Below are 16,956 nucleotides of genomic sequence, written 5' to 3'. Positions count from 1 at the left end.
TGACCGCTATGTTGCAAGTCAGTGTTTATCGCTACAACCCTGATCAGGACGCTGCGCCGTTCATGCAGGAATTCAAGGTCGATACCGGTGGTAAAGACCTGATGGTGCTGGACGTGCTGGCCCTGATCAAAGAGCAGGACGAAGGTTTTTCCTATCGTCGCTCTTGCCGTGAGGGCGTTTGCGGCTCCGACGGCATGAACATCAACGGCAAGAACGGCCTGGCCTGCATCACGCCGCTGTCGGCCGTGGTCAAGGGCAACAAGCTGGTGGTTCGTCCGTTGCCAGGTTTGCCGGTTATCCGTGACCTGGTCGTCGATATGAGCATCTTCTACAAGCAATACGAGAAGGTGAAGCCATTCCTGCAGAACGACACGCCGGCTCCGGCCATCGAGCGTCTGCAGTCCCCGGAAGAGCGTGAGAAGCTCGACGGTCTGTACGAGTGCATCCTGTGCGCTTGCTGCTCGACCTCGTGCCCATCCTTCTGGTGGAACCCGGACAAGTTCCTGGGCCCGGCCGCCCTGCTGCAAGCGTACCGCTTCCTGGCAGACAGCCGTGACACCAAGACGTCCGAGCGTCTGGCCGCACTGGATGACCCGTTCAGCGTATTCCGCTGCCGCGGGATCATGAACTGCGTCAACGTCTGCCCGAAAGGCCTGAACCCGACTAAGGCCATCGGTCACGTACGTAACATGCTGCTGCAAAACGGCGTGTGATTCAGCTGCTGTACCCGTAGAACCGCTGTACCCGTAAAGGCCAGGGCGCGGGCTTCAACCCGCGTCTTGGCTATAACCAGAACAGCCGCTCACAAAGCGGCGGTTCTTATTTTGAAGAAATGAGACAAGCAGGGGCATCCGGGCTGGTACCCGGACTATCAGCGTGATCCTAAGTGGCTTGTTTTAGTCGCTGCACTCGGACTTCTGCAAGTTTGCTCGGTGTTTTCGCCGGTGGTGTTCCCCTAATCGAGGGTGACCAAGCATGCAAGAAAGCGTGATGCAGCGCATGTGGAACAGTGCCCACCTCTCCGGTGGTAACGCTGCCTATGTGGAAGAGCTCTACGAGCTCTACCTGCACGACCCTAACGCTGTGCCAGAAGAATGGCGCACCTACTTTCAGAAGTTGCCGGCTGACGGTAACTCTGCCACTGATGTTTCGCACTCGACGATTCGCGATCATTTCGTGCTGCTGGCAAAGAACCAGCGCCGCGCTCAACCGGTGTCTGCCGGCAGCGTGAGCTCCGAGCACGAGAAGAAGCAAGTTGAAGTATTGCGACTGATCCAGGCCTACCGGATGCGTGGCCACCAGGCAGCCCAGCTTGACCCGCTGGGGCTGTGGCAGCGTCCTGCACCTGCAGACCTGTCGATCACTCACTACGGCTTGACCAATGCCGACCTTGATACGACCTTCCGTGCCGGCGACCTGTTCATCGGCAAAGAGGAAGCGAGCCTACGCGAAATTCACGAAGCGTTGCAGCAGACATATTGCCGCACCATCGGCGCTGAATTCACGCACATCACCGATTCCGAGCAGCGCCAGTGGTTCCAGCAGCGTCTGGAAAGCGTTCGTGGCCGTCCGACGTACTCCGCCGACATCAAGAGCCACTTGCTTGAGCGCGTCACCGCCGGTGAAGGCCTGGAAAAATACCTGGGTACCAAATACCCGGGCACCAAGCGTTTCGGCCTGGAAGGCGGCGAAAGCCTGATTCCGATGCTGGATGAGCTGATCCAGCGTTCCGGTTCCTACGGCACCAAGGAAGTGGTCATCGGCATGGCCCACCGTGGCCGTCTGAACGTACTGGTCAACACCTTCGGCAAGAACCCGCGCGAGCTGTTCGACGAGTTCGAAGGCAAGAAGAAGGTCGAGCTGGGCTCTGGTGACGTGAAGTACCACCAAGGCTTCTCCTCCAACGTGATGACCACAGGTGGCGAAGTCCACTTGGCCATGGCTTTCAACCCGTCCCACCTGGAAATCGTTTCCCCGGTGGTCGAGGGTTCGGTCCGTGCCCGCCAGGATCGTCGCAACGACCCGACCGGCGAGAAGGTGCTGCCGATCTCCATCCACGGTGACGCGGCATTCGCCGGTCAAGGCGTGGTCATGGAAACCTTCCAGATGTCGCAGACCCGCGGTTTCAAGACCGGCGGCACCGTGCACATCGTCATCAACAACCAGGTCGGTTTCACCATCAGCAACCCGTTGGACTCGCGTTCCACCGAGTACGCAACCGACGTCGCGAAGATGATCCAGGCGCCGATTCTCCATGTGAATGGCGATGACCCGGAAGCCGTGTTGTTCGTGACCCAGTTGGCCATCGACTACCGCATGCAGTACAAGCGCGACGTGGTGATCGACCTGGTCTGCTACCGTCGTCGCGGCCACAACGAGGCCGACGAGCCTAGCGGTACCCAGCCTCTGATGTACCAGCAGATCGCCAAGCAGCGCACCACCCGTGAACTGTATGCCGAGCGCCTGACCCAAGGCGGCGTGCTGGATGCAGAGCGCGTCCAGGAAAAAGTCGATGAATATCGCAATGCCCTGGATAACGGCCTGCACGTTGTAAAAAGCCTGGTCAAGGAACCGAACAAAGAGCTGTTCGTGGATTGGCGTCCGTATCTGGGCCACGCCTGGACCGCTCGTCACGACACGCGTTTCGACCTCAAGACCTTGCAGGAACTGTCCGCCAAGCTGCTGGAAATCCCGGAAGGCTTCGTGGTCCAGCGCCAGGTTGCGAAGATCTACGAAGACCGGCAGAAGATGCAAGCCGGCGGCCTGCCGATCAACTGGGGTTACGCCGAAACCATGGCGTACGCGACCCTGGCGTTCGAAGGTCACCCGATTCGCATCACCGGCCAGGACGTAGGCCGCGGTACTTTCTCGCACCGCCACGCGGCGCTGCACAACCAGAAAGACGCCAGCACCTACATCCCGCTGCAACACCTGTACAAAGGCCAGCCACGTTTCGACTTGTACGATTCGCTGCTGTCCGAAGAAGCTGTCCTGGCGTTCGAATACGGCTATTCCACCACCGAGCCAAATGCTCTGGTGATCTGGGAAGCCCAGTTCGGCGACTTCGCCAACGGTGCCCAGGTGGTTGTCGACCAGTTCATCACCAGCGGCGAGCACAAGTGGGGCCGTCTCTGCGGTCTGACCATGCTGTTGCCACACGGTTATGAAGGACAGGGGCCGGAGCACTCGTCGGCACGTCTGGAGCGTTACCTGCAACTGTGCGCCGAGCACAACGTCCAGGTTTGCGTACCAACGACCCCGGCACAGATCTACCACCTGCTGCGTCGTCAGGTCATCCGTCCGCTGCGCAAGCCGCTGATCGTGCTGACACCGAAGTCGCTGCTGCGTCACAAGCTGGCGATCTCCACGCTCGAGGACCTGGCCGAAGGCTCGTTCCAGACCGTCATTTCGGAAATCGATACCCTGGACGCGGCGAAGGTGACTCGCCTGATCCTGTGCAGCGGCAAGGTCTACTACGACCTGCTGGAAAAACGTCGTGCCGAAGGCCGCGAAGACATCGCCATCGTGCGTATCGAGCAGCTTTACCCGTTCCCGGAAGAGGACCTGATGGAGGCCATCGCGCCTTACACCAACCTCACCCATGTGGTGTGGTGTCAGGAAGAACCGATGAACCAAGGCGCCTGGTACAGCAGCCAGCATCACCTGCGTCGCAGCATCGGCAACCATAACAAGGCCCTGGGCTTGGAATATGCCGGCCGTGATGCTTCCGCTGCACCTGCGTGTGGTTATGCGTCGATGCACGCCGAGCAGCAGGAAAAACTGCTGCAAGATGCCTTCACTGTTTAACGCCTTCGCGCTGACTGAAACCGAATTTTAAGGACCCACAGATAATGGCTATCGAAATCAAAGCCCCGTCATTCCCGGAATCGGTTGCCGATGGCACCGTTGCCACCTGGCACAAGAAACCAGGCGAGGCCGTCAAGCGTGACGACCTGATCGTCGACATCGAGACCGACAAGGTCGTGCTGGAAGTATTGGCCGAAGCTGACGGCGTGCTGGGCGCAATCATTGCCGAGGAGGGCGCTACCGTTCTGTCGAACCAGGTCCTGGGCTCGATCGACGAGGGCGGCGCTGCCGCCGCTGCCCCAGCCGCCGCTGCTGCGCCTGCCGCTGCCCAAGCTGCTGCTCCAGCCGCCGATGGCGAAGACGATCCAGTCGCTGCGCCTGCTGCTCGCAAGATTGCCGAAGAGAATGGCATCAACATCGCTTCCGTTGCCGGCACCGGCAAGGGCGGTCGTGTGACCAAGGAAGACGTGGTGGCCGCCGTTGCCGCCAAGAAAGCCGCGCCAGCCGCCGCACCGGCCAAGCCTGCCGCACCTGCCGCCGCCGCTCCGGTGTTCGCTGCCGGTGACCGCGTTGAAAAACGCGTTCCGATGACCCGCCTGCGGGCCAAGGTTGCCGAGCGTCTGGTTGAAGCACAGTCGAACATGGCGATGCTGACCACCTTCAACGAAGTCGACATGACCGAAGTCATGGCCCTGCGTTCGAAGTACAAGGACCTGTTCGAGAAGTCTCACAACGGCGTACGCCTGGGCTTCATGTCGTTCTTCGTCAAGGCGGCCACCGAAGCGCTGAAACGCTTCCCGGCCGTCAACGCGTCGATCGACGGTTCCGACATCGTCTACCACGGCTATGCCGACATTGGCGTTGCGGTCTCCAGCGACCGTGGCCTGGTGGTTCCGGTACTGCGTAACGCCGAATTGATGAGCCTGGCCGAAATCGAAGGCGGCATCGCCACCTTCGGCAAGAAGGCCCGTGACGGCAAGCTGTCCATCGAAGAGATGACCGGCGGTACGTTCACCATCACCAACGGTGGTACATTCGGTTCGATGATGTCGACCCCGATCGTCAACCCGCCGCAAGCGGCTATCCTGGGCATGCACAACATCCTGCAGCGTCCGATGGCGATCAACGGTCAGGTCGTGATTCGTCCGATGATGTACCTGGCGCTGTCCTACGATCACCGCCTGATCGACGGCAAAGAAGCCGTGACGTTCCTGGTCACCATCAAGAACCTGCTTGAAGATCCGGCTCGTCTGCTGCTGGATATCTGATTTTCGCCGCGAGGGCCGGTCTGTCGACCGGCCTCTTGCTGAAACAACCGGTTTCGTCCCTCGACGGTCATCACAAGTGATCGTCCGGTTTGATTCGAAAAGGAATGACTCATGACTCAGAAATTCGACGTGGTAGTGATTGGTGCGGGCCCTGGCGGCTACGTAGCGGCCATCAAGGCTGCGCAACTGGGCCTTACCACTGCCTGCATCGAGAAATACACCGACAAGGAAGGCAAACAGGCCTTGGGCGGTACTTGCCTGAACGTCGGTTGCATTCCTTCCAAGGCGCTGCTGGACAGCTCCTGGAAATACAAGGAAGCGAAAGAAAGCTTCAACGTTCACGGTATCTCTACCGGTGAAGTGAAAATGGACGTCGCCGCGATGGTTGGCCGCAAGGCCGGCATCGTCAAGAACCTGACCAGCGGTGTCGCCACCCTGTTCAAGGCCAACGGCGTGACCTCCATCGAAGGCCACGGCAAGCTGCTGATGGGCAAGAAAGTCGAAGTGACCAAGCCAGACGGTTCGGTTGAAGTGATCGAAGCCGAAAACGTCATCCTGGCGCCAGGCTCGCGTCCGATCGACATTCCACCGGCTCCGGTCGACCAGAACGTGATCGTCGACTCCACCGGCGCCCTGGAATTCCAGACCGTGCCAAAACGCCTGGGCGTAATCGGCGCTGGCGTGATCGGCCTCGAACTGGGTTCGGTATGGTCGCGCCTGGGTGCTGAAGTGACCGTGCTCGAAGCCCTCGACACCTTCCTGATGGCCGCAGACACCGCGGTGTCCAAGGAAGCGCTGAAAACCCTGACCAAACAGGGCCTGGACATCAAGCTGGGCGCTCGCGTGACCGGTTCGAAGGTCAACGGCGAAGAAGTCGTGGTGAACTACACCGACGCCAACGGCGAACAGACCATCACCTTCGACAAGCTGATCGTAGCGGTCGGCCGTCGTCCAGTGACCACTGACCTGCTGGCTGCCGATTGCGAAGTGTCCCTGGATGAGCGCGGTTTCATCAAGGTTGACGATTACTGCGCCACCACCGTACCGGGCGTCTTCGCCATCGGTGACGTGGTACGCGGCATGATGCTGGCGCACAAGGCGTCCGAGGAAGGCATCATGGTTGTCGAGCGCATCAAGGGCCACAAAGCCCAGATGAACTACGACCTGATCCCTTCGGTCATCTACACCCACCCGGAAATCGCATGGGTCGGTAAAACCGAGCAGGCCTTGAAAGCCGAAGGCGTTGAAGTTAACGTCGGCACCTTCCCGTTCGCCGCCAGTGGCCGTGCCATGGCAGCCAACGATACCGGTGGTTTCGTGAAAGTGATCGCCGATGCCAAGACGGACCGCGTATTGGGCGTTCACGTGATTGGCCCAAGCGCTGCCGAGCTGGTACAGCAAGGCGCGATCGGTATGGAATTCGGCACCAGCGCTGAAGACCTGGGCATGATGGTCTTCTCCCATCCGACCCTGTCCGAAGCCTTGCACGAAGCGGCCCTGGCCGTAAATGGCGGCGCCATCCACGTGGCCAACCGCAAGAAGCGTTAATAGACAATAAGAAACCACGGCGGTATGGCCCGTCGTGAGCCTTGCGAGCAAGACTCACCGCGGAATATCCGCTGGACGCAGCCTTGCGTAGCGACACCGGTTGTCCGGAACGCTACGCAAGCAGCAGTCACAGGTGGTGCGGCACCAGAACGGTGCAGCACCGAATGCGCAGTACCTAACGAAGACGGTAATAAGCATGAATCTTCACGAGTATCAGGGTAAGCAGCTGTTCGCTGAGTACGGCCTGCCAGTATCCACCGGTTACGCGGTAGACACCCCGGAAGCGGCAGCAGAAGCTTGCGACAAAATCGGCGGCAGCGAATGGGTTGTCAAAGCCCAGGTTCACGCCGGTGGTCGCGGTAAAGCGGGCGGCGTCAAGCTGGTTCGCAGCAAAGAAGACGCCAAAGCCTTCGCACAGCAGTGGCTGGGCAAGCGTCTGGTGACTTACCAGACTGACGCCAACGGTCAGCCAGTCACCAAGATCCTGGTTGAATCGTGCACTGATATCGCTAAAGAGCTGTACCTGGGCGCTGTCGTTGACCGTTCGAGCCGTCGTATCGTGTTCATGGCTTCCACCGAAGGTGGCGTGGACATCGAGAAAATCGCTCACGATACCCCTGAGAAAATCCTCAAGGCCACCATCGATCCACTGGTTGGCGCACAGCCATTCCAGGGTCGCGAGCTGGCTTTCCAGCTGGGTCTGGAAGGCAAGCAGGTCACTCAATTCGCCAAGATCTTCGTAGGTCTGGCCAAGCTGTTCCAGGACCACGACCTGGCACTGCTGGAAGTGAACCCGCTGGTGATCAAGGCCGACGGCGACCTGCACTGCCTCGATGCCAAGATCAACATCGACGCCAACGCCATGTACCGTCAGCCTAAGCTGAAGACTTTCCACGATCCGTCGCAAGACGATCCGCGCGAAGCGCACGCTGCCAAGTTCGAACTGAACTACGTAGCCCTGGAAGGCAACATCGGCTGCATGGTCAACGGTGCCGGCCTGGCCATGGGTACCATGGACATCGTCAACCTGCATGGCGGCAAGCCAGCCAACTTCCTCGACGTGGGCGGCGGTGCTACCAAGGAACGCGTTACCGAAGCGTTCAAGATCATCCTGTCCGACACCAACGTCGCCGCAGTACTGGTCAACATCTTCGGCGGCATCGTTCGTTGCGACATGATTGCCGAAGGCATCATCGGCGCCGTGAAAGAAGTCGGCGTGAAAATCCCGGTTGTTGTTCGCCTCGAAGGCAACAACGCTGAGCTGGGCGCTAAAGTACTGGCAGAAAGCGGTTTGAACATCATCGCTGCTACCAGCCTGACCGACGCTGCTCAACAAGTCGTTAAAGCTGCGGAGGGCAAATAATGAGCGTCCTGATCAATAAAGACACCAAGGTTATCTGCCAGGGTATTACCGGTTCGCAAGGTAGTTTCCACACCCAGCAAGCCATCGAGTACGGCACCAAGATGGTTGGCGGCGTAACTCCGGGCAAAGGCGGCACCGAGCACCTGGGCCTGCCAGTCTTCAACACGGTGAAAGACGCTGTAGCCGCCACTGGCGCCACCGCCAGCGTGATCTACGTTCCAGCTCCTTTCTGCAAGGACTCCATCCTTGAAGCAGCGTTCGGCGGCATCAAGCTGATCGTCTGCATCACCGAAGGCATCCCGACCATCGACATGCTGGAAGCCAAGGTCAAGTGCGACGAGCTGGGTATCACCCTGATCGGCCCGAACTGCCCAGGCGTGATCACTCCAGGCGAATGCAAGATCGGCATCATGCCAGGTCACATTCACTTGCCAGGCAAGGTCGGTATCGTTTCCCGTTCCGGCACCCTGACCTACGAAGCTGTGAAGCAGACCACTGACGCCGGTTTCGGTCAGTCGACTTGCGTCGGCATCGGCGGTGACCCGATCCCAGGCTCGAACTTCATCGACATCCTGAAGCTGTTCCAGGAAGACCCGAAGACCGAAGCGATCGTCATGATCGGTGAGATCGGCGGTTCGGCTGAAGAAGAAGCGGCTGCCTACATCAAGGCCAACGTGACCAAGCCGGTTGTGTCCTACATCGCAGGTGTGACTGCTCCTCCGGGCAAGCGCATGGGCCATGCTGGCGCAATCATCTCTGGCGGCAAAGGCACTGCAGACGAGAAATTCGCTGCACTGCAAGACGCAGGCGTGAAAACCGTGCGTTCGCTGGCAGACATCGGCAAGGCCCTGGCCGAGCTGACTGGCTGGGAAATGAAGAAGTAAGCTTCGGCTGACTTTTTGTTCCAGCAACAAAGGCCACCTTCGGGTGGCCTTTGTCGTTTCTGGCCGTGTGACCGGGAAATAGTAGAGGGGGCTCTTGTGGCGAGGGAGCTTGCTCCCGCTCGGCTGCGCAGCAGTCGTAAACCATACAGCGCCGCTTTACCTGAGATAGATCCGGTTGTCTGTATTGGGGCTGCTGCGCAGCCCAGCGGGAGCAAGCTCCCTCGCCACAGGGGCACTCTAGAAACTGGGGGAGACCCGGAAAAATAGATACGTAAACGCGACACAGGAACGTCGTGTATCGGATAGTTCGCCCCTTTACAGTGCGTTTTATCGCCAAATTCGTTAGGCTAGCAGCCATTTTTGCGACCGCTGCCCACAAGGAAGCGCCGCGCTAAACGGGTCGGTCCCATACGGATCGGCAGCATTTCCCTCTACCCATAAGGGAAATCCCTCTCTAAATTCCGATTCAGTAGTGTGGTTTCCTTAATGAAAGTGTTGAAAGGCCAGGACATCCTGGCGCTTGGTTTCATGACATTTGCCCTGTTCGTCGGGGCCGGCAACATCATCTTCCCGCCTATCGTCGGTTTGCAGTCCGGGCCTCATGTCTGGATGGCGGCGCTGGGCTTCTTGATCACGGCGGTCGGGCTACCGGTCATCACGGTCGTGGCACTGGCCAAGGTCGGCGGGGCGATGGACGCCTTGAGCAGCCCCATCGGCAAGATCGCCGGCGGCTTGCTGGCGGCGGTGTGCTACCTGGCCGTCGGCCCGTTGTTCGCCACGCCGCGTACCGCCACCGTTTCGTTCGAAGTCGGCCTGGCGCCATTGACTGGCGAAAGCCCGCTGGCACTGTTCCTGTATAGCGCCGCGTATTTCCTGCTGGTGTTTTTCATCTCGCTCTACCCGGGCCGCCTGCTGGACACCGTCGGACGTTTCCTCGCTCCCCTGAAGATCATCGCCCTGGCCGTGCTCGGCATCGCCGCGTTTGCCTTGCCGGCCGGCGATATTGGCGTGGCGACCCCCGAATACGTGGCGGCGCCGTTCTCCCAGGGCTTCATCAATGGCTACCTGACCATGGATACCCTGGGTGCCTTGGTGTTCGGCATCGTCATCGTCAACGCGATCCGTTCCCGCGGCGTCGAGTCGCCGGCCTTGATCACCCGCTACGCGATCATCGCCGGGTTGATTGCCGGGGTAGGCCTGGCGCTGGTCTACGTCAGCCTGTTCCGCCTGGGTTCGGGCAGCCATGAAGTGGCCATGGGCGCGACCAACGGCGCCGCCGTGCTGCACGCCTATGTGCAACACACCTTCGGTAGCCTGGGCAGCGGTTTCCTGGCGGTGCTGATCTCCCTGGCGTGCCTGGTGACCGCGGTCGGCCTGACCTGTGCCTGCGCCGAGTACTTCAGCCGTGTCCTGCCGCTGTCCTACAAGACCTTGGTCGTGATCCTGGCGGCCTTTTCGCTGCTGGTGTCCAACCTGGGCCTGACCAAGCTGATCGCGTTCTCGATTCCGGTCCTCACCGCGATCTACCCGCCGTGCATCGCCCTGGTGGCCCTGAGCTTCTGCAAGGACTTCTGGCACGAACAGGGTCGCATCGTTGGTCCGGTGATGCTGGTGTCGTTCCTGTTTGGCCTGATCGATGCGCTCAAGGGCGCCGGGCTGGCGGATTGGATGCCGGCGCAACTGGCCCACTTGCCGCTGAGTGAGCAGGGCCTGGCCTGGCTGGTGCCTTCGGTGATGACCCTGGCGGTCGCGGTGGTGTGTGATCGCCTGCTGGGCAAGCGCAGCGAAGCGTTGGCCTGATCGGCTTAAAGCAGCTTCACCGATAAAACCGAAATGCCCCGTATCAATCGATGCGGGGCATTTTTCTTGAGTGCGGTGTCTTTTTTCGTGGACTAACGTCGAAGCAGTGTCTTGAAAGGCTTGCACAAAACCTTGTGGGAGCGAGCTTGCTCGCGATAGCGTCAGATCAGCCAACATCAAAGGGGCTGATGGACCGCAATCGCGAGCAAGCTCGCTCCCACAGGTTGGCATTTCAAGGCAGTCTGGCTTTAGACGTCATGTTTTTAGACACACAGGAAATCGAATGTCATTCATCCAAGCCAACCTGACCCATCTGCTAGCCGCCGCCTGGTTCATCATCTGCTGGGCGGGGTACACCCGTTACGCCACTTGGAAGGCCCGCGATACCGCCTGCCTGGCCAGTGTCATGCACCTGTACCGCGAAGACTGGATGCGGCGCATGCTGTTGCGTGAGAACCGCATCGCCGATGCCAGCGTGATCGGCAACCTGGAGCGCAACGCTTCATTCTTCGCCTCCAGCACGCTGATCATCCTGGCCGGTATCCTGACGGTGCTTGGGGCATCGGATCGGGCCGTGTCGTTGTTGGCGGACATCCCCATGGTGCAGCAGGCGTCCCAGGGCATGGCGGAGGTCAAGTTGCTGTGCCTGGCACTGGTGTTCGTGTATGCGTTCTTCACCTTCAGCTGGTGTATGCGCCAATACAACTTCGCGGCGGTCCTGATCGGTTCGGCGCCGATGATCGGCGAGCGGCATGTCTCGGAACAGGAGCGCAAGGCCTTTGCACTCAGGGCGGCGCGGGTGATTTCCATGGCGGCCAACCAGTTCAACTTCGGCCTGCGTGCCTATTATTTCGGCATGACCATGTTGGCGTGGTTCGTCAGCCCCTGGTTATTCATGCTGATGAGTGCGGGTGTGGTGTTTGTGTTGTATCAGCGCGAGTTTCACTCCGACGTGCTGGACGTCATGGTCTATACCCCGACGGAAGCGCCAGCGCCTGAAGTGGGTAAAGAGGCCGCCTGATCGATCAGCTAAATCCCAGGCAAAAGAAAACCCGCACCAGGCGGGTTTCTTTTTGGTGCGCCCAGCATGGGCGCAATCTTGTGGGTGAAAGTCCCGCCGTAAGCTGACCACAGCGAATGAAGTGAAGCGCAACTGCATGAGGGCGACCGAGTGTGGGGAGGAAGCGTGGAGCGAAGCCGTGAGCCGATGAACAAGAACCGGATATAAGGCGAAGCCGACCAGGGTGAGCGGGCCAAAAACCGCGAAACTCTTGTGGTCAAAGGGCGGCTGCGTAGATCCGGCGGCTGTGCGGTGAAGGATTGCGTTCTTACCTGGGGAGATCTCGCCTTATGCCTGAAAGGGCGACGGTGCAAACCGGAGCGAGAAGTCAGCAGAGGCCGTAGTAGTCTTTTTTTCTTTTTTGACGAAGGGCCGAACGAGAGAAAGCGTCATAGGCCATGTTGATGCGAAAGACCGGAAGTCAGATGCCTGCCAAACGCGGGGCGGATGGGAGGGACGCGAGCGGTGAAGCCGTGAGTGCCTCCATCAGCGACGAGGTCAATTGCCCGCAAGATGAATCCTACAACGCAGGGCAAGGGCTGCTGGAACGGGCCTTTGCGAGAGCGAACCTGAAACGGGCTTGGAGACGAGTCAGGGCCAACAAAGGAGCTGCTGGAGTCGACGGTTTGGACATTGAACAGACCGCCAAACTTTTGCAGTCCCGATGGCCTGTGATCTGCGAACAGCTTCTTTCAGGCGTCTACCGGCCCAGTCCGGTACGGCGCGTGGTCATTCCCAAGCCTGACGGCGGTGAACGCGAGTTAGGCATTCCAACGGTCACCGACCGGTTGATTCAACAAGCGCTGCTGCAAGTCCTGCAACCACTGCTCGATCCAACCTTCAGTGAACACAGCTACGGCTTTCGTCCGGGGCGCAGTGCGCAGGACGCCATCCTGGCGGCTCAGCGCCATGTGTCTGCGGGGCTCAAGGTGGTAGTGGATGTTGATCTGGAGAAGTTCTTCGACCGGGTCGACCACGACATCTTGATGGATCGCTTACGCAAACGGATAGCAGATCAGGCGGTCATTCGCCTGATCCGTGCGTATCTGGATGCGGGAACGCTGATCAATGGCGTGGTCGAGAAAAGCCGCCTGGGGACGCCGCAAGGCGGCCCGCTGTCGCCGTTGCTGGCGAACGTGCTGCTGGACGAAGTGGATCGAGAGCTTGAACGCCGAGGTCATAGTTTTGTGCGCTATGCCGATGATGCGAATGTGTACGTTCGCAGTCAGAAGGCCGGGCAGCGAGTGATGTCCTTGCTCAAGTGTCTGTATGAAAAGCTGCACTTGAGCGTCAACGAGAGCAAGAGTGCGGTGACGAGTGCGTTCGGTCGCAAGTTTCTGGGATACGCCTTCTGGGCCTCTCAGGGCGAAGCCAAGCGAGCCGTCTCATTTAAAGCGCAAAAGCAGTTCAAGCAGCGAATACGCTGGCACACCCGACGCTCATGTGGCCGTAGTTTGCAGCAGATCGTCGATGATCTGCGCCCTTACATTCTGGGTTGGAAAGCTTATTTCGGACTGTCGCAAACCCCAGCCGTCTGGCGCGAGCTGGACGAATGGATACGGCACCGATTACGAGCAATCCAGCTCAAGCAATGGAAGCGCGGAACGACGACCTACCGGGCGTTGCGGGCACTGGGGGCGAGTGTGGAAGTCGCGAGGAAGATCGCGGGGAATGCTCGCCGTTGGTGGAGCAACAGCCGGTATGAGCTGAACCGTGTGCTGAGTATCGCCTGGTTCGACAGCTTGGGTTTACCGCGTCTCTCCTGACCTCAATCTCTCGAACCGCCCGGTGCGGACCCGCATGCCGGGTGGTGTGGCAGGGGAACGGCCTATGAAGGCCGTCCCCTATGCCGATTCACTAAAACCGTATCAGTTGGTTTTAGGCGCGGTAGCAGGTGCTTCTTCCTTCGCAGCGGCTGCGTTCGATTCAGCCTGAGCTTTGGCGGCTTCGGCGTTTTCTTTCGCCGCGTCGTTCACTTTATCCTGTGCTTTGTTCATGTCTTGCTGAGCTTGCTCAGCGTGTTGGTTGGCATCTTGAGCTTTGTCCTCGGATTTTTTATCGCAGGCAGCGAGACCGAGGGAGGCGGCCAACATCAAGGCAATAGCAAAAGTCTTACGCATGGGGTGTTTCTCCTTATGGAAATAACTACTGGCCTTTTGAGCGACCCCCCTCAGGTTAAGTTCCTCTTTTGCTACAGATATATAACTTTGCACCGTCGCGGAACTTTAGCGAACACGCCTGTTGCCAGGCCTCTAAACAAACAAGGGCATTGATGGACATGGCTGAAGATCCCATTTTTGAGCGTGCCACGCGCTTTTTATCCGCCCTGCGGCACTGCCAGGTGCTGGGCTTGAAGTTGCACAGCGCCAGTCGTGACGGGCTGACGTTAATCCTGCCGTTCAGCCCGCAAATCGTCGGCAATCCCCTGACGGGTATTATCCATGGTGGCGCGTTGACCTCATTGATGGACAGCGCGTGCGGCATGTCGACCTTGTGTGTGCTGCCGCAATTTGAGGTCTGTCCCACCCTGGACCTGCGCATCGACTACATGCACGCCGCCGAGCCCCACAAGGATGTCTACGGCTTCGCTCAATGCTATCGGGTGACCCCGGACGTGATCTTCACCCGAGGTTTCGCCTATCAGGACGACCCCGAGCAACCCATCGCCCATGTGGTGGGCACGTTCATGCGCCTGGGCCAGCATGCCAGGGGCATGGGGAAGACCCTTCCGATAACCGCCGTGGGCCAGCCATGACCAATACCACCCAGGAACAACTGCGCCGCGCCTGCGAGCAGGGCGACTACGCGCTGCTGCTCGCCTCGATCCCCTATGCCCGACTCATCGGCGTCGACTGCACACGCGAGGGTGACGCCTTGGTGTTTCGCCTGCCGGCCAACAAGGACAACATTGGTAACCCTTTACTGCCGGCCATCCACGGCGGGGTCATCGCCGGCTTCATGGAACTGGCGGCTGCCGTTCATCTGTTGATCGCCACCGGCACGCCGGGGGTGCCAAAGATCATCGACTTTTCCCTCGATTACCTGCGCACCGGGCAGTTTCGCGACACCTATGCCAAATGTCAGGTCTGGCGCCAGGGCCGGCGGGTCGCCAACGTCGCGATCACCGCCTGGCAAGACGTCGAGGCCGAACCCATCGCCACCGCCCGGGCGCATTTCAAGATCCAGGAGCCTTCAAAAACCGATCGCCCTTGAAATCATCACCGTTGCCCCCACCTTGAGGACATCCCGCCGCCAATCTCAGCGAGGCGGACACCACCATCCACTTGGAGTTTGATGACCATGAGCGTGGAAACTCAAAAGGAAACCCTGGGCTTCCAGACCGAGGTGAAGCAACTGCTGCACCTGATGATTCACTCGCTGTATTCGAATAAGGAAATTTTCCTTCGCGAGCTGATTTCGAACGCCTCTGACGCTGTCGACAAATTACGTTTCGAAGCCCTTTCCAAGCCTGAACTGCTGGAAGGCGGTGCTGAGCTGAAAATCCGTGTGAGCTTCGACAAGGACGCGAAAACCGTCACCCTCGAAGACAACGGCATCGGCATGAGCCGCGAAGAGGTGATCACGCACCTGGGCACCATCGCCAAGTCTGGCACGGCCGACTTCATGAAGAACCTGTCGGGCGATCAGAAGAAAGATTCCCACCTGATCGGTCAGTTCGGCGTCGGTTTCTATTCCGCGTTCATCGTGGCCGACCAGGTCGAAGTGTTCAGCCGCCGTGCCGGCCTCGCTGCGAGCGAAGGCGTGCACTGGTCGTCCAAGGGCGAGGGCGAATTTGAAGTCGCCACCGTCGACAAGGCTGATCGCGGTACCCGCATCGTGCTGCACCTCAAGTCCGGCGAAGACGAGTTCGCCGATGGCTGGCGCCTGCGCAACATCATCAAGAAGTACTCCGACCATATCGCGCTGCCCATCGAGCTGCCGAAGGAAGTCACCGCTGCCGAAGGCGAAGAAAAGCCTGAAGTGGAATGGGAGACCGTCAACCGCGCCAGTGCCCTGTGGACCCGTCCACGCACCGAAGTGAAAGACGAGGAATACCAGGAGTTCTACAAGCATATCGCCCACGACTACGAGAACCCGCTGAGCTGGAGCCATAACAAGGTCGAAGGCAAGCTGGAATACAACTCGCTGTTGTACGTGCCGGCCCGTGCGCCGTTCGACCTGTACCAGCGCGAAGCGCCACGTGGCCTGAAGCTGTACGTGCAGCGTGTGTTCGTGATGGACCAGGCCGAATCGTTCCTGCCGCTGTACCTGCGCTTCATCAAGGGTGTGGTGGATTCCAACGATTTGTCGCTGAACGTTTCGCGGGAAATCCTGCAGAAAGATCCGATCATCGATTCCATGAAGTCGGCACTGACCAAGCGCGTGCTGGACATGCTGGAGAAACTGGCGAAGAACGAGCCCGAGCAGTACAAGAGCTTCTGGAAGAACTTCGGCCAGGTGATGAAAGAAGGTCCGGCCGAGGACTTCGCCAACAAAGAGAAAATCGCCGGCCTGCTGCGCTTTGCGTCGACCCAGGGTGACGATGGCGAGCAGATCGTTGGCCTGGCCGACTACCTGGCCCGCGCCAAGGAAGGCCAGGACAAGATCTACTACCTGACCGGTGAAACCTATGCACAGGTCAAGAACAGCCCGCACCTGGAGGTCTTCCGCAAGAAAGGCATCGAAGTGCTGCTGCTGACCGATCGCATCGACGAGTGGCTGATGAGCTACCTCAACGAGTTCGACGGCAAGAGCTTTGTCGATGTGGCCCGTGGCGACTTGGATCTCGGCAACCTGGATTCGGAAGAAGACAAGAAAGCCGCCGAAGAGGTCGCCAAGAGCAAGGAAGGCCTGGTCGAGCGGATCAAGACGGCCCTGGGCGATGCCGTCAGCGAAGTGCGTGTCTCGCACCGCCTGACCGATTCCCCGGCGATCCTGGCCATCGGTGAGCAGGACCTGGGCCTGCAGATGCGCCAGATCCTCGAAGCCAGCGGCCAGAAAGTCCCGGACTCCAAGCCGATCTTCGAATTCAACCCGGCCCACCCGCTGGTGGAAAAGCTCGACAACGAGCAGAGCGAAGAGCGTTTCGGCGATCTGTCGCACATCCTGTTCGACCAGGCGGCCCTGGCGGCCGGCGACAGCTTGAAGGATCCGGCGGCGTATGTGCGTCGCCTGAACAAGCTGTTGGTTGAACTGTCAGCTTAATCTGACGCAGGAAAGTCCCTT

General features: G+C 59.5%; 13 protein-coding genes. 12 read left to right on the top strand and 1 reads right to left on the bottom strand.

The genetic code is table 11. The features are described 5' to 3' along the window. Positions 1–8: 8 nt before the first annotated feature. From AC515T_RS20935 to ltrA, 9 genes are all read left to right on the top strand, one after another. Positions 9–713, top strand: a complete 705-nt coding sequence (locus AC515T_RS20935; RefSeq protein WP_122565958.1) for a succinate dehydrogenase iron-sulfur subunit — start codon at positions 9–11, stop codon at positions 711–713. Between the two features lie 262 nt (positions 714–975). Beyond that, entirely contained in the window at positions 976–3,807 is a 2,832-nt protein-coding gene (locus tag AC515T_RS20930) for a 2-oxoglutarate dehydrogenase E1 component (RefSeq protein ID WP_122565957.1), read from the top strand. 44 nt (positions 3,808–3,851) lie between these two features. Next, a complete protein-coding gene (odhB, locus tag AC515T_RS20925) occupies positions 3,852–5,075 on the top strand; it encodes a 2-oxoglutarate dehydrogenase complex dihydrolipoyllysine-residue succinyltransferase (RefSeq protein WP_496529864.1) in 1,224 nt (407 codons plus the stop codon). A gap of 111 nt (positions 5,076–5,186) precedes the next feature. Beyond that, the gene (lpdA, locus tag AC515T_RS20920) at positions 5,187–6,623 is read left to right on the top strand and encodes a dihydrolipoyl dehydrogenase (RefSeq protein ID WP_496529863.1); all 1,437 of its coding nucleotides are present in this window, start codon (positions 5,187–5,189) and stop codon (positions 6,621–6,623) included. A 196-nt stretch (positions 6,624–6,819) separates the two neighbouring features. Beyond that, positions 6,820–7,986 (top strand): ADP-forming succinate--CoA ligase subunit beta, encoded by a 1,167-nt coding sequence (gene sucC / locus AC515T_RS20915; RefSeq protein ID WP_003179235.1) that lies wholly within the window; start codon positions 6,820–6,822, stop codon positions 7,984–7,986. Continuing rightward, positions 7,986–8,870, top strand: a complete 885-nt coding sequence (sucD, locus tag AC515T_RS20910; protein ID WP_003179236.1) for a succinate--CoA ligase subunit alpha — start codon at positions 7,986–7,988, stop codon at positions 8,868–8,870. The genes sucC and sucD overlap by 1 nt, the downstream gene beginning before the upstream one ends. 486 nt (positions 8,871–9,356) lie before the next feature. Next, a complete protein-coding gene (brnQ, locus tag AC515T_RS20905; protein WP_496529862.1) occupies positions 9,357–10,670 on the top strand; it encodes a branched-chain amino acid transport system II carrier protein in 1,314 nt (437 codons plus the stop codon). A gap of 283 nt (positions 10,671–10,953) precedes the next feature. Beyond that, on the top strand, positions 10,954–11,691 hold the full coding sequence (locus AC515T_RS20900) for a DUF599 domain-containing protein (RefSeq protein ID WP_496529861.1): 738 nt from the start codon (positions 10,954–10,956) through the stop codon (positions 11,689–11,691). A gap of 437 nt (positions 11,692–12,128) precedes the next feature. Further along, positions 12,129–13,496, top strand: a complete 1,368-nt coding sequence (ltrA, locus tag AC515T_RS20895; protein WP_496529475.1) for a group II intron reverse transcriptase/maturase — start codon at positions 12,129–12,131, stop codon at positions 13,494–13,496. Positions 13,497–13,598: 102 nt separating this feature from the next. Here ltrA and AC515T_RS20890 read toward each other — a convergent pair whose 3' ends face one another. Next, complete coding sequence (locus AC515T_RS20890) at positions 13,599–13,850, bottom strand: hypothetical protein (protein ID WP_122565952.1); 252 nt, start codon at positions 13,848–13,850, stop codon at positions 13,599–13,601. A gap of 158 nt (positions 13,851–14,008) precedes the next feature. Here AC515T_RS20890 and AC515T_RS20885 point away from each other — a divergent pair, with 158 nt between their 5' ends. The 3 genes from AC515T_RS20885 (at position 14,009) to htpG (ending at position 16,935) form a co-directional block, all read left to right on the top strand. Then, a complete protein-coding gene (locus tag AC515T_RS20885) occupies positions 14,009–14,485 on the top strand; it encodes a PaaI family thioesterase (protein WP_305482332.1) in 477 nt (158 codons plus the stop codon). Further along, on the top strand, positions 14,482–14,943 hold the full coding sequence (locus AC515T_RS20880; RefSeq protein WP_496529860.1) for a PaaI family thioesterase: 462 nt from the start codon (positions 14,482–14,484) through the stop codon (positions 14,941–14,943). The genes AC515T_RS20885 and AC515T_RS20880 overlap by 4 nt, the downstream gene beginning before the upstream one ends. Before the next feature lie 87 nt (positions 14,944–15,030). Beyond that, complete coding sequence (gene htpG / locus AC515T_RS20875; RefSeq protein ID WP_060743152.1) at positions 15,031–16,935, top strand: molecular chaperone HtpG; 1,905 nt, start codon at positions 15,031–15,033, stop codon at positions 16,933–16,935. Positions 16,936–16,956: the final 21 nt, after the last annotated feature.

The organism is Pseudomonas sp. FSO-7 (assembly GCF_059579345.1).
The sequence above is the reverse complement of the archived record's forward strand: the minus strand, read 5'-3'. Positions and strand labels throughout refer to the sequence as shown.

Bases quoted from the DNA above. Each gene is read 5' to 3' on its own strand.
- ltrA (WP_496529475.1), top strand. From the start codon at position 12,129: ATGTTGATGCGAAAGACCGGAAGTCAGATGCCTGCCAAACGCGGGGCG.
- AC515T_RS20885 (WP_305482332.1), top strand. From the start codon at position 14,009: ATGGCTGAAGATCCCATTTTTGAGCGTGCCACGCGCTTTTTATCCGCC.
- lpdA (WP_496529863.1), top strand. From the start codon at position 5,187: ATGACTCAGAAATTCGACGTGGTAGTGATTGGTGCGGGCCCTGGCGGC.
- AC515T_RS20880 (WP_496529860.1), top strand. From the start codon at position 14,482: ATGACCAATACCACCCAGGAACAACTGCGCCGCGCCTGCGAGCAGGGC.
- AC515T_RS20900 (WP_496529861.1), top strand. From the start codon at position 10,954: ATGTCATTCATCCAAGCCAACCTGACCCATCTGCTAGCCGCCGCCTGG.
- AC515T_RS20935 (WP_122565958.1), top strand. From the start codon at position 9: ATGTTGCAAGTCAGTGTTTATCGCTACAACCCTGATCAGGACGCTGCG.
- AC515T_RS20930 (WP_122565957.1), top strand. From the start codon at position 976: ATGCAAGAAAGCGTGATGCAGCGCATGTGGAACAGTGCCCACCTCTCC.
- sucD (WP_003179236.1), top strand. From the start codon at position 7,986: ATGAGCGTCCTGATCAATAAAGACACCAAGGTTATCTGCCAGGGTATT.
- odhB (WP_496529864.1), top strand. From the start codon at position 3,852: ATGGCTATCGAAATCAAAGCCCCGTCATTCCCGGAATCGGTTGCCGAT.
- htpG (WP_060743152.1), top strand. From the start codon at position 15,031: ATGAGCGTGGAAACTCAAAAGGAAACCCTGGGCTTCCAGACCGAGGTG.
- AC515T_RS20890 (WP_122565952.1), bottom strand. From the start codon at position 13,850: ATGCGTAAGACTTTTGCTATTGCCTTGATGTTGGCCGCCTCCCTCGGT.
- sucC (WP_003179235.1), top strand. From the start codon at position 6,820: ATGAATCTTCACGAGTATCAGGGTAAGCAGCTGTTCGCTGAGTACGGC.
- brnQ (WP_496529862.1), top strand. From the start codon at position 9,357: ATGAAAGTGTTGAAAGGCCAGGACATCCTGGCGCTTGGTTTCATGACA.